The following is a 13,147-nucleotide window of genomic DNA, read 5'->3' as shown; positions in this document are numbered from 1 at the left end:
AAGCGTGCGTTGCCAGCAGGCTGGGCACGGCAGCCGGCGGGTGGCCGAGGATGGGCACACGGGACTCAGGCTTGTCGCGCATGCGCCACGGTAGCGATGGCATCGGCGAAAACGTCGGTCAGGGCCAGCGGAAGATCATGGCCCATGCCCTCGATCACCCGGATTTCTGCACCGGCGATGTGGGCGGCGACATCGTAACCGCAGGCAACCGGAATCAGTGGGTCTTCAGCACCGTGCACAACGAGCGTCGGCACGCGGATCGTCTGCAGCAGATCGCGGCGATGATCGCTGGCCAGGAAGGCCGCCAGTTGGCGCGTCACCCCGCGCGGGTGGAAGCCGCGCTCATGCTCCTCGGTGAGCAAGTCCCGCAGGCGCTGCGGACAACTCGGGAAATCGGGGCTGGCGACAGCCAATTGGCGCCGCATGGCGTCTTCCACCAGGCTGTCCTTGTCGCGAGCCGCCGGCAATGGCGCAAACAGCGCCTGCGCCGCCTCGCGCGTCGGCGGCGGCAGCTCGGGATGGCCGCTGGTGGTCATGATGCAGGTCAACGACAGCGTGCGCTGCGGGTAAAGCGCGGCAATGATCTGGGCGATCGCGCCACCCATCGACGCGCCGACGATATGCGCCGAGTCGATACCCAGCGCGTCGAGCAGACCGACGCTGTCAGCCGCCATGTCTTCCAGTGCGTAGGGTGCCATCGGTGCTGTGCCGGTGCGCAGTGCCTGGCCGACATCCGGAACGTCCGCCTCGTCGAGCTTGCTCGACAGGCCGCAGTCGCGGTTGTCGAAGCGAATGACGCGAAAACCGCGGTCGACAAGTGCCTCACAGAGTTCGATATTCCAGCGACCCAGTTGCGCGCCAAGTCCCATGATCAGCAGGACGGCCGGCGCCGACGCGTCGCCAAAGGTTTCATATTCGAATTGCAGCTTGTTGGCAGTAATCTGTGGCATAGGAGAGCGAAGGCGAAAGTTGAAGTCAGCGACAGGATGGACCGATGGACCTGCCGCCCTGCAATTTACCACTGAATCGCCCCTGATGACATGGCTAACGCGCTCAGCCAGCCTTGAAGGATTGCATACATTTTAGTAAAATGAATGCATCGAGTGTATCTTTGTGAGGTGCCGCTATGGCAATGCTGACAGTACGTAATTTGCCCGACGACGTACACCGCGCATTACGGGTGCGGGCCGCTCAACATGGGCATAGCACTGAGGCCGAGGTCCGCGAGATTCTGGCGATCGCGGTCAAGCCAGAGGCGCGCGTTCGCCTGGGTGAAGCCCTCGCGGCATTGGGCCGCAAGATCGGCCTGACAAACGAGGATTACGAGGTCTTCAACCAAGGGAGAGACAAGACACCGGCCGAGCCGCTGAGGTTTGAATGATCATCCTCGATACCAATGTCGTTTCCGAGGCGATGAAACCCGAGCCGCATCCGGCCGTGCGGGCCTGGCTGAATGAACAAGTCGCCGAAACGCTGTATCTGTCCAGTGTGACGCTGGCAGAGCTTCTGTTTGGCATCGGGGCGCTCCCAGGCGGCAAGCGCAAGGACATGTTGACACAGGCCCTTGACGGTCTGATGGGACTGTTCAGGGATCGGGTGCTGCCATTCGACACTGATGCAGCACGGTGCTATGCCGAGCTGGCTGTGACAGCCAAGGCCGGCGGACGAGGATTCCCGACACCTGACGGCTACATCGCCGCGATTGCAGCTTCGCGGAGGTTCATCGTGGCGTCACGCGACACGGCTCCCTATGAGGCCGCCAGCGTCACCGTCATCAATCCGTGGGAAGCGTAGAGGTGCCGCCACGCGGCACCGAAGGTAGCGGAGTGCCGATTTCGCGGTGGCGTTGCTCAAGAGCGTCTTTCTGAGTCCGTTACTCGGTCTGAAGGATAGGAAATCCAACGGCACCATTGAGAGTATATGAGCCTCATCAGGGACCGGCGGACAAGTTGCTCTGACTTCGCATAATTTGTATTATGTAAAGTACACGCACTTGCCATAGAGAGCGTAGCTTGACGACCGCTCATTCAAGGCAGATGCTTGGCCTATGTTAACTTCAGGGATTTCCTGATGGCCAATACTGCTAAAGAACGGCACGCCCGGCTGTTTCGTAATGGACGTAACCAGGCCTTGCGCATTCCACGCGAATTCGAACTACCCTGTGACGAAGTCATCCTCCAGCATGATCGGCTTCTCCCAGTCTCAGACGTCTCGGCTAATCAGCACCACTGCTTCGGTCGCGACACCCTCCCCTCGCCCGATAAAACCCAAGCGTTCAGCGGTTTTCGCCTTGACGTTGACGCAGCTTGCGGCTACCTGCAGGTCGGCAGCGATGTTGGCTACCATTTGCGGCAGATAAGGCGCCATTCTCGGCTGTTGAGCGATGATCGTCGCGTCGACGTTACCCACCCGCCAGCCGTCCTGGGCCAGCAGCGCGAGCGTCGCGCGCAGCAGTTGCCGGCTATCGGCGCCTCGATAACGCTCGTCGGTTTCGGGAAAATGGCGGCCGATGTCGCCGAGCGCTGCCGCGCCAAGCAGCGCGTCAGTAACGGCGTGCAGCAGCGCATCGGCGTCGGAATGGCCGAGCAGTCCGCTGTGATGCGCGATCTCGACGCCGCCGAGAATCATTCTGCGGCCAGGAACCAGCGCGTGAATATCGCAGCCTTGTCCGATACGGATCATTCGTCTACCCGTATTCTCGCCTGCAAGATCGTCTCGGCCAGGCGTAAATCGGCCGGATAAGTCACCTTGAGGTTGCTGGCGTCGGCACAAACCAGCCTCGGTCTGCAGCCGGCGGCCTCCATCGCGGAGGCTTCGTCGGTGCAGCCCCGGTGCTCGGCCAGCACGCGGGTCAGCAGTCCGTAGCGGAACATCTGTGGGGTCTGTGCCTGCCACAGGCCGTCGCGCGACTCGGTACTCGCGATGCACTGGTCGGCGTCGGCGCGCTTCAGGGTATCGGCCACTGGCACGGCGAGAATGCCGCCTACTGGATCGCCGGCCAGTTCGTCACACAGCGCAGCCAGCATCGCTTGCGACAGGCAGGGTCGCGCGGCGTCGTGCACCAGCACCCAGTCGTCGTCATCGGCGGCGGTCGCGGCGGCGTGCAGGCCATTGGCAACGCTTTCGGATCGTGTCGTGCCACCACAGAAAACGGTCTCCAGTTTGTAGCCGAGACTTGTCCAGTCGTGCTGTCGCCAGCAGGTATCGTCTGGGGAAAGAACCACCCAGACGCGATCAATGCGCGGGCAGCGGCAGACGGCTGCGAGGCTGTGGTAGAGCATGGGTCGCCCGGCTAGTAAGCGGTACTGTTTTGGCGTTTCGCCGCCGAAGCGTGACCCGATACCGGCAGCGGGAACGATTGCGTAGTAGTTTGGCATTGGGTGATGTTCAGGCCGCTGCCAGTTCGGCGCTGGCGCTCATCGCCAGCGCGCCATCCGGTGCCTGCGCCTCGAGGGATAGTTGGCCATCATCAACTGTGCAGACGAGTCGAAACGGTGCCAGGTCGAAAAGCGCCGCCAGACCGCGGAAACTGAATTCGCGGACCGGCCGCGCGACATGCTTCCTGGCCAGTTCCATGAGCAGAACTGCGGTCAGCGGTCCGTGCACGACCAGGCCGGGGTAACCCTCTTCCCCGGTCGCGTAGGGACGATCGTAATGGATCCTGTGGGCATTGAAGGTCAGCGCCGAAAAGCGGAACAGCAGTCGCGGGTCCGGCGTGACGATTCGCGACCAGGCGCCGGCGGGCACCGGTTTCCAGTCGATCGCTCGCGGGCAGGCCACCGCCGGCCCCGGTTCGCGGTAGACGATGTCCTGCTCCTCCTCGATACACAGCAGGCCATCCTGATAGAAGTTGTGAACGACGGAAACGAAGGCCAGCGAGCCGGAACGTCCCGACTTCTGCCTGATGTCGCGAATCGTGGCCTCGCGGCGTGCCGGCTGACCGATCACCAACGGGCGGTGAAAGCGCATGCGCGCGCCGGCAAACATCCGTCGCGGATAGGGAATCGGCGGCATGAAGCCGCCACGCTGCGGATGACCGTCGACGTCGAGCAGCGCTTGCGGCGCTCTGGGCAGAAAATAGAACCAGTGCCACAGGGGTGGCAGTGCGCTTCCCTTTTCGAACCGGGTCAGCGTGTCGTCGAAAGTCGCCGCTGCGGCCAGCGCCGGCGCCAGTGCCAGGTCATCGTCGGTGGTCTCCTGACGGCCAATCCATTGCGCGTAGTCTGTTGTCGAGTCGGTCATCACGGCGATCCTTTCGGGATTGTGCGCATGCAGTTCCTTTGAAAGTCGCGACAGCGACTCACGAATCTCAGCTCTCCCGCATTGCGGGAGACGGGTCGGGGGTGAGGGAAGCAGTCACAACTTTCATTATCGAGGCGTCTTGCAAAGTCATGACCGTTCGACAAGTACAGCACAGCCAGCGTGCAAACTCAAGTTGCCGCACGATGGGGTCGAGCAGTTGCCGGGACCGTCAGATCTTTGCGCCAATAACCATTTTTACTCCTATACTGTGCGCCACGCGCCGTCGCCGCGTCTGGCAAGATCACGAAGTGGGCAAGCTCTGCGGCTCGGATGTCGGGAGGATCGGTCATGACTGAGAGTGTGGCTCACTGCGCCGGGAACACTTTCAACTCTGAACGCCGGCCGCCGGACTGGAGGAAGCAATGGAAGGAATTCTGAAGGGCCTGCGCGTCGTCGAGGGATCGGCCTTCGTTGCCGCACCGCTCGGTGGCATGACGCTGGCCCAACTAGGCGCGGAGGTGATCCGCTTCGACCCGATCGGCGGCGGCCTGGACTACGGTCGCTGGCCGCTGACGCTCGATGGTCGACACAGCCTGTTCTGGGCGGGACTGAACAAGGGCAAGCGCTCGATCGCTGTGGACTTCCGCCTGCCGCGCGGACAGGAGCTGCTCACCCAACTGATCTGCGCGCCGGGTGAGCACGCTGGCCTGTTCAGCACCAACTTTCCGGCCAAAGGCTGGCTCGCCTACGAAGCGCTGCAGGCGCAACGCCAGGACCTGATCATGGTCAATCTCACCGGGCGTCGCGATGGCAGCTCGGAAGTGGATTACACGCTGAACCCACAGATGGGCCTGCCCATGATGACCGGTCCAGACACTTCGCCGGAAATGGTGAACCACGTCTTCCCGGCGTGGGATTTCATCAGCGGCCAGATGATCGCCCTCGGTCTGCTCGCCGCCGAACGGCACCGGCGACTGACCGGCGAAGGACAACTGGTTCGTCTGGCGCTGAAGGACGTGGCGCTGGCGATGCTCGGCAATTTCGGCATGATTGCCGAAGTCATGGTCAATGACGCCGACCGACCGCGGCAGGGCAACTATCTCTACGGTGCTTTTGGTCGCGACTTCGCAACGCTGGACGGCAAGCGCCTGATGGTCGTCGGCCTTACCGGCATGCAGTGGCGGCGTCTGACCAAGGCCACCGGTCTTCGCGAGCCAGTCAGCGCCCTCGCCGCACGGCTGGGCCTCGACTTTGAGGACGAGGGCAATCGCTATCGCGCTCGCCAGGAGATCGCCAAGCTGCTCGAACCATGGTTCCACGCGCGCACCCTGGCTGAAGCGGCGCTGACCCTCGATGCGCACGGCGTCGCTTGGGGCCCCTATCGCACGGTACGTGAGGAAATAGCGCTTGACCCCGATTGCTCGACCGACAATCCGCTGTTCACCCTCACCGAACAGCCCGGCATCGGGTCGTACCTGATGCCTTCGACGCCGCTCGACTTCGACCGCGTAGCGCGCCTGCCGGCGATGCCGGCACCGAAACTGGGCGAACACACCGATCAGATTCTGCTCGAAATCCTCGGCCTGAGCGAAGCCGAAATCGGCCGCCTGCACGACGCGCGCGTCGTCGCCGGAGCCAAGTGAAAAGCTGCCGGCAGCGGGCCTGCTGCCGGCGCCGCACCCACCCGCATTCTTTTGATCAGGGAAATTGCCATGAAGCTACCAGTCCACTTCTACAAGCCGCTCGCCATCGGTGCGCCACAGCCCCTGCGTGAACTGCCGGTGCGACCGGAAAGGATGATCCACTTCTTTCCGCCGCACATCGACAAGATTCGCGCCAAGGCGCCCGAAACCGCCAGGCAGTGTGACGCGATGTGCGGCAACCTCGAGGACGCCATCCCGATCGAAGCCAAGGACGCCGCTCGCGCCGGCTTCATCGATTTGCTGAGCAAGAACGATTTCGGCGACACCGCAATGTGGGTGCGCATCAACGCACTCAACAGCCCCTGGGTCCTCGACGATCTCCATGAAATCATCAAGCACGTCGGCAACAAGGTCGACGTGATCATGATTCCCAAGGTCGAAGGGCCATGGGACATTCATTTCGTCGATCAGTACGTCTCGCTGCTCGAAGCGAAATACGCGATCAAGAAGCCGATCCTCCTGCATGCCTTGCTCGAGACCGCGCAGGGGGTGACCAACGTCGAGGCGATCTGCGGTGCCAGCCCGCGCATGCACGGCCTGAGCCTCGGCCCGGCCGACCTGGCGGCTTCACGCGGCATGAAGACGACGCGGGTCGGTGGCGGCCATCCGGGCTACGGCGTTCTCGCCGACCCGGAAGCAGGCCAGGAGGAAGGCCAGCAGCGCCGCGCATTCTTCCAGCAGGACCTCTGGCATTACACCGTCGCGCGCATGGTCGATGCGGCTGTGTCGCATGGCCTGCACGCGTTCTATGGCCCGTTCGGCGACCTCAAGGATGAAGCGGCGTGCGAGGCACAATTCCGCAATGCCTTCCTGATGGGCTGTTCGGGTGCCTGGTCGCTGGCGCCAAACCAGATCGCGATCGCCAAACGGGTCTTCAGCCCCGACGTCAAGGAAGTGCTGTTCGCCAAACGCATCCTCGAAGCGATGCCCGACGGCAGCGGTGTGGCGACGATCGACGGCAAGATGCAGGATGATGCGACCTGGAAGCAGGCCAAAGTCATCGTTGACCTGGCGCGACTGGTCGCCAGGCGGGACCCCGAACTGGCGGCAGCCTACGGTTGGTCGTCGAGCAGCCACGCGCAACAATAAGGAGATAGCCTGATGAACGAGAAAACCAGACTGGGGAACTTCTTCGAGGATTTTTGCGTCGGGCAGACGATCGCCCACGCCACACCGAGAACCATTACCGAGGGCGACGTGGCGCTGTACACGGCGCTGACTGGTTCGCGCTTTGCGATGACTTCGGCAGATACCTTTGCCCACAGTCTGGGCTTCCCTCGCGCGCCGGTGGATCACCTGCTGGCCTTCAACATTGTCTTCGGCAAGACGGTGCCCGACATTTCGCTCAATGCCGTCGCCAACCTGGGCTACGCGGCTGGCCGCTTCGGCCACCGGGTCTTCGCCGGGGATACCTTGACCGCCGATTCGACGGTGATCGGCGTCAAGGAGAACCGCGACGGCAAGACAGGAATCGTCTATGTGCGCACATGCGGGGTCAATCAGCACCAGCAGATCGCACTCGACTACTGCCGCTGGGTCATGGTTCGCAAGCGTGATCCCGCGTCGCCAGCCCCGGAAACCATCGTCCCGGAGCTTCTCGATGCCGTCGCCGTGGGTGATCTGATCGTTCCCGCGGGAATCCGGGTCGACCAGTACGACTGCGCGCTGTCAGGCAGTCCCGACCTGTGGGACGATTATCAGGTCGGCGAACGGATCGATCACGTGGACGGGACGACCATCGAAGAAAGCGAACACATGATGGCCACTCGCCTGTACCAGAACACCGCCAGAGTGCATTTCAACCAGCATGTCGAAAAGGCCGGGCGCTTTGGCCGCCGGATAGTGTACGGGGGTTACGTCATCAGCCTGGCGCGCTCGCTTTCCTTCAATGGCCTGGCCAATGCCTTCCTCGTCGTGGCCATCAATGGTGGCCGGCATGTCACTCCGACCTTCGCCGGCGACACGGTCTACGCCTGGTCCGAAGTGCTCGACAAGCTGATCCTGCCGGGGCGCAACGACCTCGGCGCGCTGCGCCTGCGTACCGTGGCGACCAAGGACCGTCCCTGCGCCGATTTTCCGTACAAGACTGCCGATGGCGGCTTCGATCCGAGCGTACTGCTCGATTTCGACTATACGGTGCTGATGCCGAGACGAGCGTAGCGAGCCGCCGCACCGCGGACAAACCGCGCCATTTTCGTCCCGATCGTCTCGTGGCCACCAGATAATGCCTGCCGGCATTGGCCACGGCGGCTTCAGTCGGTCGGCGGAGCGACCACCCAACTGCGGGCCATCTTGCCGTTGCCGCCGACGCTTTCGAGATGTACGGGGAAGCCCCACAGCCGCGCGACGTGCTTGAGCACTTCTTCGGCGCCGTTGTCGAGCGGCCGGTCGTTGTGCTGGGTATGGCGGAGGATCAGCGAGCGGTCGCCGCGCAGGTTCACGCTCCACACCTGGATAGCGGGTTCGCGCGAACCCAGGTCGTACTGGCGCGACAGCGCCTCGCGCAGCGCGCGATAGCCGGCTTCGTCGTGGATCGTTGAGACTTCGAGCGTCGGTGCCTTCTCGTCGTCGACCACGGCGAACAGCCGGAAGGCGCGCATCAGGCGCGGCGACAGGTACTGGCCGATGAAGCTTTCGTCCTTGAAGTTGCGCATGGCGTGATCGAGCGTGGCCAGCCAGTGGCTGCCGGCGATATCCGGGAACCAGTCGCGATCTTCGTCGGTCGGCGCTTCGCAAATACGCTTGATGTCCGAGTACATCGCGAAACCCAGCGCATAGGGGTTCAAACCGTGGTAGGCCGGGTGGCCGACCGGCGGCTGGAAGACGACGTTGGTGTGCGACTTGAGCCACTCGATCATCATGCCGTCGGCAAGGTGACCGTCGTCGTACAGAGTGTTCAGCAGGTGGTGGTGCCAGAATGTCGCCCAGCCCTCGTTCATCACCTGCGTCTGCCGCTGCGGGTAGAAGTACTGTGCCACCTTGCGCACGATGCGGACGATTTCCCGCTGCCACGGTTCGAGCAGCGGCGCGTTCTTCTCGATGAAATAGAGCAGGTTTTCCTGCGGCTCGGCGGGAAAGCGCGTCGACTGTTTCTCGGTGGCCTCCTTTTCCGGCCGCCGCGGCAGCGTGCGCCAGATTTCATTGACCTGCTGCTGCGCGTAGATTTCACGGTCCTTGGCGCGCGCCAACTCCTCGGCCAGGCTCAGCTTGCTCGGCCGGCGATAGCGGTCGACGCCGTAGTTCATCAGCGCATGGCAACTGTCCAGCAACAGTTCGACCGCGTCGATGCCATGACGCTCTTCGCAGGCGGCGACATAGTCTTTTGCGTAGACCAGGTAGTCGATGATCGACGAGGCGTCGGTCCACATCCGGAACAGGTAGTTGCCCTTGAAGAAGCTGTTGTGGCCGTAGGCCGCGTGTGCGATGACCAGCGCCTGCATGGCCATCGTGTTCTCTTCCATCAGGTAGCTGATGCACGGGTTGGCATTGATGACAATTTCGTAAGCCAGGCCCATCTGCCCACGCCGGTAGTTTCGGTCGGTGCTGATGAATTCCTTGCCGTAGCTCCAGTGGCGGTAGTTGACCGGCATGCCGACCGACGCGTAGGCGTCCATCATCTGCTCGGCGGTGATGATTTCGAGCTGGTTGGGATAGGTGTCGAGGCCGAAGCGCTGGGCGGTGCTGCGAATCACCGCGTGGTAGCGATCGAGCAGCTCGAAAGTCCAGTCGCTCGGCGCGGGCAGGTGCGACATGGGTCGTTCGGTCAACGGCAAAGGGGGAGACAACGGCGCCTGCGAGCGCCGTCCGCCATACTCGTTTGCCGTTCCCGCCTGCCCGGCGTGCCGGCGGTTGAAGGTGTCGCTCATTTGCTCCTGCCCTCCTTGCTGAACAGCTCGCGAAAAACGGGATAGATCTGGTCGACAGTGCTCGCCTTGCGCATGGCGAAGGCCTCGGGCGCCTCTTCAGCCAGCAGCGCGTATTCGTGCCACAGGTTCTGCTCCTGCTCGACCACCTGGATATAGGCGAAGTAGCGGCACAGCGGCAGGATGTCCCTGGCCAGGAGTTCACGGCAGTGCGGGCTGTCGTTATGCCAGTTGTCACCGTCGCTGGCCTGTGCGCCGTAGATGTTCCATTCGCCGCTTGGGTAGCGGGCGCGGATAATCTGTTCCATCAGCACCAGCGCGCTGGACACGACTGTGCCGCCGGTTTCTTTCGCCTGGAAGAAGGCGTCTTCGTCCACTTCCTGCGCCTGTGTGTGATGGCGAATGAAGACCAGGTCGATCCGCTCATAGTGCCGGGTCAGGAAGAGATAGAGCAGAATGAAGAAGCGCTTGGCGAGATCCTTTCGCGCCTCGTCCATCGAACCGGAGACATCCATCAGGCAGAACATCACCGCCCTGGCGGTCGGCACCGGCGTCCGCACGCGGCTGCGATAGCGCAGGTCGATCGGGTCGAGGTAGGGAATGTGCAGGATGTGCGCGTGCAGCGCTTCGATGTCGCGCTCCAGCGCGGCGATCTGTTCTCGGCGTGACTGAGTTGCGGCTTCCTCACGCACGGCCGCGAGCAGTTCTTCGAGGTAGGCCAGTTGGCGTCGTGATTCGCTGCCCAGCGCGATGCGTCGGCCGATGGCGCCGCGCAGCGAACGAACGATGTGCAGGTTGTTCGGTGTCCCGTCGCTGGACAACCCGGCGCGGTGCGTCTTGTACTCGGGCGTGTCGGCGAGCGTGGTGCGCGTTAGTCGGGGCAGCGCCAGGTCGTCGAAGAAGACCTGCATGAACTCCTCTTTCGTCAGATGGAAGACGAAATCGTCCTCGCCATCGCCGCCATCACCGGCCTGCCCCGCACCGCCACTGCCGGCGCCGCCGCCCTTCGGTCGTTCGATGCGGTCGCCGCGCACGAAATCCTTGTTGCCCGGGTGCACCATTTCGCGTCGCCCACCCTGGCCGTGCCCGAAAACCGGTTCGCTGAGGTCGCGTCGCGGGATATGGATGTCCTCACCCTGGGCGATCTCCCGAATGCCACGCCCGGCGACCGCGCGCTTCACCGCTTCGCGGATCTGTGCCTTGTGGCGGCGCAGGAAGCGTTCGCGGTTGCCGATCGACTTGTTCTTGCCGGCCAGCCTTCGATCGATGATCTGTTGCATGGGATGTCCTCCTGGCCCTTTGTCGCTGTCAGGTCACGAGTTCTTGCGCACGCGCAGGTACCACTCGCACAGCAGGCGTACCTGCTTCGAGGTGTAGCCCTTGTTGACCATGCGATTGACGAAGTCTTCGTGCTTCTTGACGTCGTCGACGCTGGCCTTGGCGTTGAAGCTGATCACTGGCAGTAGCTCTTCGGTATTCGAGAACATCTTTTTCTCGATCACCGTGCGCAGTTTCTCGTAGCTGGTCCATAGCGGGTTCTTGCCCTGGTTGTTGGCCCGCGCGCGCAGCACGAAATTGACGATCTCGTTGCGGAAATCCTTCGGGTTGGCGATGCCGGCCGGCTTTTCGATCTTCTCGAGTTCGGCATTCAGCGAGGCGCGGTCGAACACCTCGCCGGTATCGGTATCGCGATACTCCTGGTCCTGGATCCAGTAGTCGGCGTAGGTCACGTAACGGTCGAAGATGTTCTGGCCGTACTCGCTGTAGCTTTCCAGATAGGCCGTCTGGATTTCCTTGCCGATGAATTCGGCGTAGCGCACCGACAGGTGTTCCTTGATGAACGCCAGATATTTGGCCTCGGTTTCGGCCGGGAACTGTTCGCGCTCGATCTGCTGTTCGAGGACGTACATCAGATGCACCGGATTGGCGGCGACCTCGGCCGAGTCGAAGTTGAAGACCTTGCTGAGGATCTTGAAGGCGAAGCGCGTCGAGATGCCGCTCATCCCCTCGTCGACGCCGGCATAGTCGCGATACTCCTGATAGCTTTTCGCCCGCGGGTCGGTGTCCTTGAGGTTATCGCCATCGTAGACCAGCATCTTCGAATACAGGCTGGAGTTTTCCGGCTCCTTCAGGCGCGTCAGGGCCGCGAACTGCGCCATGATCCGCAGGGTTCCCGGAGCGCAGGTGGCTTCGGCGAGTGACGAGCCGCGCAGCAGCTTTTCGTAGATCTTCACTTCCTCTGAGGCGCGCAGGCAGTAGGGCACCTTGACGATGTAGATGCGGTCAAGGAAGGCTTCGTTGTTCTTGTTGTTGCGGAAGGCCTTCCATTCGCTCTCGTTGGAGTGGGCGAGGACGATGCCGTCGAAGGGAATGGCGCCGAAACCTTCGGTGCCCTTGAAGTTCCCTTCCTGCGTGGCGGTCAGCAGCGGGTGCAGGACCTTGATCGGCGCCTTGAACATTTCGACGAATTCGAGCAAGCCCTGGTTGGCCAGGCACAGACCACCGGAGAAGCTGTAGGCGTCCGGGTCGTCCTGGGCGTAGGTTTCCAGCTTGCGGATGTCGACCTTGCCGACCAGGCTGGAGATGTCCTGGTTGTTCTCGTCGCCGGGTTCGGTCTTGGCGATGCCGATCTGCTTGAGCACGCTCGGGTAGCGCCTGACCACCCGGAAGCGGCGGATGTCGCCGCCGAATTCTTCCAGACGCTTGACTGCCCAAGGCGAGAGGATGCGGTTGAGGTAGCGGCGTGGGATGCCATACTCCTTATCGAGGATGGCGGCATCTTCATCGGCATCGAAGAGCCCCAGTGGCGACTCGTTCACCGGCGAACCCTTGATCGCGTAGAAAGGCACCTCCTGCATCAGCGACTTGAGCCGTTCGGCGATCGAGCTCTTGCCGCCGCCGACCGGACCGAGCAGGTACAGAATCTGCTTTTTCTCTTCCAGCCCCTGCGCCGCGTGGCGGAAGTAGCTCACCACTTGCTCTATCGCGTCTTCTAGGCCGTAGAATTCGGCGAAAGCCGGATAGATCTTGATCACCTTGTTGGCGAAAAGGCGTGACAACCGCGGGTCTTTGCGGGTGTCTATGGTCTGCGGCTCGCCAATCGCCCGCAGCATCCGTTCGGCAGCGCTGGCATAGCTCAGCGGATCCCGTTTGCAAGCCGCGAGATAGTCTTCCAGTGAAAGCTCCTCTTCGCGGGTCCGCTCGAAGCGGGCGGCAAAATGACTGACGATGTCCATGTTGATCTCCACAATCTGTTGACCTTCCAACTCTGACGAGGCACGGACGATCCCGCGCCGCTACCAGCCAGTGTTTCCCGACGGCGGCAACGCCCATGGTCCA

At 62.6% G+C, this 13,147-nt stretch carries 12 protein-coding genes and 1 pseudogene; 6 read left to right on the top strand and 7 right to left on the bottom strand.

What is annotated here, in order from left to right:
- Positions 1-65 precede the first annotated feature (65 nt).
- Positions 66-950 (bottom strand): alpha/beta fold hydrolase, encoded by an 885-nt coding sequence (locus tag ACCAA_RS03195; RefSeq protein ID WP_186405801.1) that lies wholly within the window; start codon positions 948-950, stop codon positions 66-68.
- A gap of 176 nt (positions 951-1,126) precedes the next feature.
- Between ACCAA_RS03195 and ACCAA_RS03190 the strand changes: the two genes are divergently transcribed.
- From ACCAA_RS03190 to ACCAA_RS21880, 3 genes and pseudogenes are all read left to right on the top strand, one after another.
- Positions 1,127-1,381 carry a FitA-like ribbon-helix-helix domain-containing protein gene (locus ACCAA_RS03190; protein WP_186405800.1) on the top strand — a complete coding sequence of 85 codons (255 nt, stop codon included), beginning with the start codon at positions 1,127-1,129 and terminating at the stop codon, positions 1,379-1,381.
- Positions 1,378-1,794 carry a type II toxin-antitoxin system VapC family toxin gene (locus ACCAA_RS03185; RefSeq protein WP_186405799.1) on the top strand — a complete coding sequence of 139 codons (417 nt, stop codon included), beginning with the start codon at positions 1,378-1,380 and terminating at the stop codon, positions 1,792-1,794. Before ACCAA_RS03190 ends, ACCAA_RS03185 begins: the two co-directional genes overlap by 4 nt.
- Before the next feature lie 276 nt (positions 1,795-2,070).
- A pseudogene (locus tag ACCAA_RS21880) lies at positions 2,071-2,196 on the top strand (antitoxin); the annotation flags it as partial.
- A 6-nt stretch (positions 2,197-2,202) separates the two neighbouring features.
- Here the strand turns inward: ACCAA_RS21880 and ispF are convergent.
- Genes ispF through ACCAA_RS03170 form a run of 3 tightly spaced genes read right to left on the bottom strand, consistent with a single transcriptional unit; the run spans position 2,203 to position 4,242 of the window.
- A complete protein-coding gene (gene ispF, locus ACCAA_RS03180) occupies positions 2,203-2,682 on the bottom strand; it encodes a 2-C-methyl-D-erythritol 2,4-cyclodiphosphate synthase (protein ID WP_186405798.1) in 480 nt (159 codons plus the stop codon).
- Positions 2,679-3,377, bottom strand: coding sequence for a 2-C-methyl-D-erythritol 4-phosphate cytidylyltransferase (gene ispD, locus ACCAA_RS03175; protein ID WP_186405797.1), 699 nt, complete (start codon positions 3,375-3,377; stop codon positions 2,679-2,681). Before ispD ends, ispF begins: the two co-directional genes overlap by 4 nt.
- Positions 3,378-3,387: 10 nt before the next feature.
- Entirely contained in the window at positions 3,388-4,242 is an 855-nt protein-coding gene (locus ACCAA_RS03170) for an HTD2 family dehydratase (protein WP_186405796.1), read from the bottom strand.
- A gap of 422 nt (positions 4,243-4,664) precedes the next feature.
- Here ACCAA_RS03170 and ACCAA_RS03165 point away from each other — a divergent pair, with 422 nt between their 5' ends.
- From ACCAA_RS03165 to ACCAA_RS03155, 3 genes are all read left to right on the top strand, one after another.
- The gene (locus tag ACCAA_RS03165; protein ID WP_186405795.1) at positions 4,665-5,885 is read left to right on the top strand and encodes a 2-methylfumaryl-CoA isomerase; all 1,221 of its coding nucleotides are present in this window, start codon (positions 4,665-4,667) and stop codon (positions 5,883-5,885) included.
- A 69-nt stretch (positions 5,886-5,954) separates the two neighbouring features.
- Complete coding sequence (locus ACCAA_RS03160) at positions 5,955-7,034, top strand: HpcH/HpaI aldolase/citrate lyase family protein (protein WP_186405794.1); 1,080 nt, start codon at positions 5,955-5,957, stop codon at positions 7,032-7,034.
- Between the two features lie 12 nt (positions 7,035-7,046).
- Positions 7,047-8,105, top strand: a complete 1,059-nt coding sequence (locus ACCAA_RS03155; protein ID WP_186405793.1) for a MaoC family dehydratase — start codon at positions 7,047-7,049, stop codon at positions 8,103-8,105.
- Positions 8,106-8,197: 92 nt separating this feature from the next.
- On the opposite strand, the gene ACCAA_RS03150 is transcribed toward ACCAA_RS03155, so the two are convergent.
- Genes ACCAA_RS03150 through ACCAA_RS03140 form a run of 3 tightly spaced genes read right to left on the bottom strand, consistent with a single transcriptional unit; the run spans position 8,198 to position 13,044 of the window.
- Positions 8,198-9,811: a SpoVR family protein gene (locus ACCAA_RS03150; protein WP_186405792.1), complete on the bottom strand. Its 1,614-nt coding sequence runs from the start codon at positions 9,809-9,811 to the stop codon at positions 8,198-8,200.
- Complete coding sequence (locus ACCAA_RS03145) at positions 9,808-11,088, bottom strand: YeaH/YhbH family protein (protein ID WP_186405791.1); 1,281 nt, start codon at positions 11,086-11,088, stop codon at positions 9,808-9,810. The genes ACCAA_RS03150 and ACCAA_RS03145 overlap by 4 nt, the downstream gene beginning before the upstream one ends.
- Before the next feature lie 33 nt (positions 11,089-11,121).
- A complete protein-coding gene (locus ACCAA_RS03140; RefSeq protein WP_186405790.1) occupies positions 11,122-13,044 on the bottom strand; it encodes a PrkA family serine protein kinase in 1,923 nt (640 codons plus the stop codon).
- Between the last annotated feature and the right edge of the window lie 103 nt (positions 13,045-13,147).

Source organism: Candidatus Accumulibacter aalborgensis, from assembly GCF_900089955.1.
Classification (GTDB): Bacteria; Pseudomonadota; Gammaproteobacteria; order Burkholderiales; family Rhodocyclaceae; genus Accumulibacter; species Accumulibacter aalborgensis.
The sequence above is the reverse complement of the archived record's forward strand: the minus strand, read 5'-3'. Positions and strand labels throughout refer to the sequence as shown.

Coding starts and splice junctions, on each gene's coding strand:
- ACCAA_RS03190 (WP_186405800.1), top strand. CDS start 1,127: ATGGCAATGCTGACAGTACGTAATTTGCCCGACGACGTACACCGCGCA.
- ispF (WP_186405798.1), bottom strand. CDS start 2,682: ATGATCCGTATCGGACAAGGCTGCGATATTCACGCGCTGGTTCCTGGC.
- ACCAA_RS03140 (WP_186405790.1), bottom strand. CDS start 13,044: ATGGACATCGTCAGTCATTTTGCCGCCCGCTTCGAGCGGACCCGCGAA.
- ACCAA_RS03185 (WP_186405799.1), top strand. CDS start 1,378: ATGATCATCCTCGATACCAATGTCGTTTCCGAGGCGATGAAACCCGAG.
- ACCAA_RS03160 (WP_186405794.1), top strand. CDS start 5,955: ATGAAGCTACCAGTCCACTTCTACAAGCCGCTCGCCATCGGTGCGCCA.
- ACCAA_RS03170 (WP_186405796.1), bottom strand. CDS start 4,242: ATGACCGACTCGACAACAGACTACGCGCAATGGATTGGCCGTCAGGAG.
- ACCAA_RS03155 (WP_186405793.1), top strand. CDS start 7,047: ATGAACGAGAAAACCAGACTGGGGAACTTCTTCGAGGATTTTTGCGTC.
- ACCAA_RS03145 (WP_186405791.1), bottom strand. CDS start 11,088: ATGCAACAGATCATCGATCGAAGGCTGGCCGGCAAGAACAAGTCGATC.
- ispD (WP_186405797.1), bottom strand. CDS start 3,377: ATGCCAAACTACTACGCAATCGTTCCCGCTGCCGGTATCGGGTCACGC.
- ACCAA_RS03195 (WP_186405801.1), bottom strand. CDS start 950: ATGCCACAGATTACTGCCAACAAGCTGCAATTCGAATATGAAACCTTT.
- ACCAA_RS03165 (WP_186405795.1), top strand. CDS start 4,665: ATGGAAGGAATTCTGAAGGGCCTGCGCGTCGTCGAGGGATCGGCCTTC.
- ACCAA_RS03150 (WP_186405792.1), bottom strand. CDS start 9,811: ATGAGCGACACCTTCAACCGCCGGCACGCCGGGCAGGCGGGAACGGCA.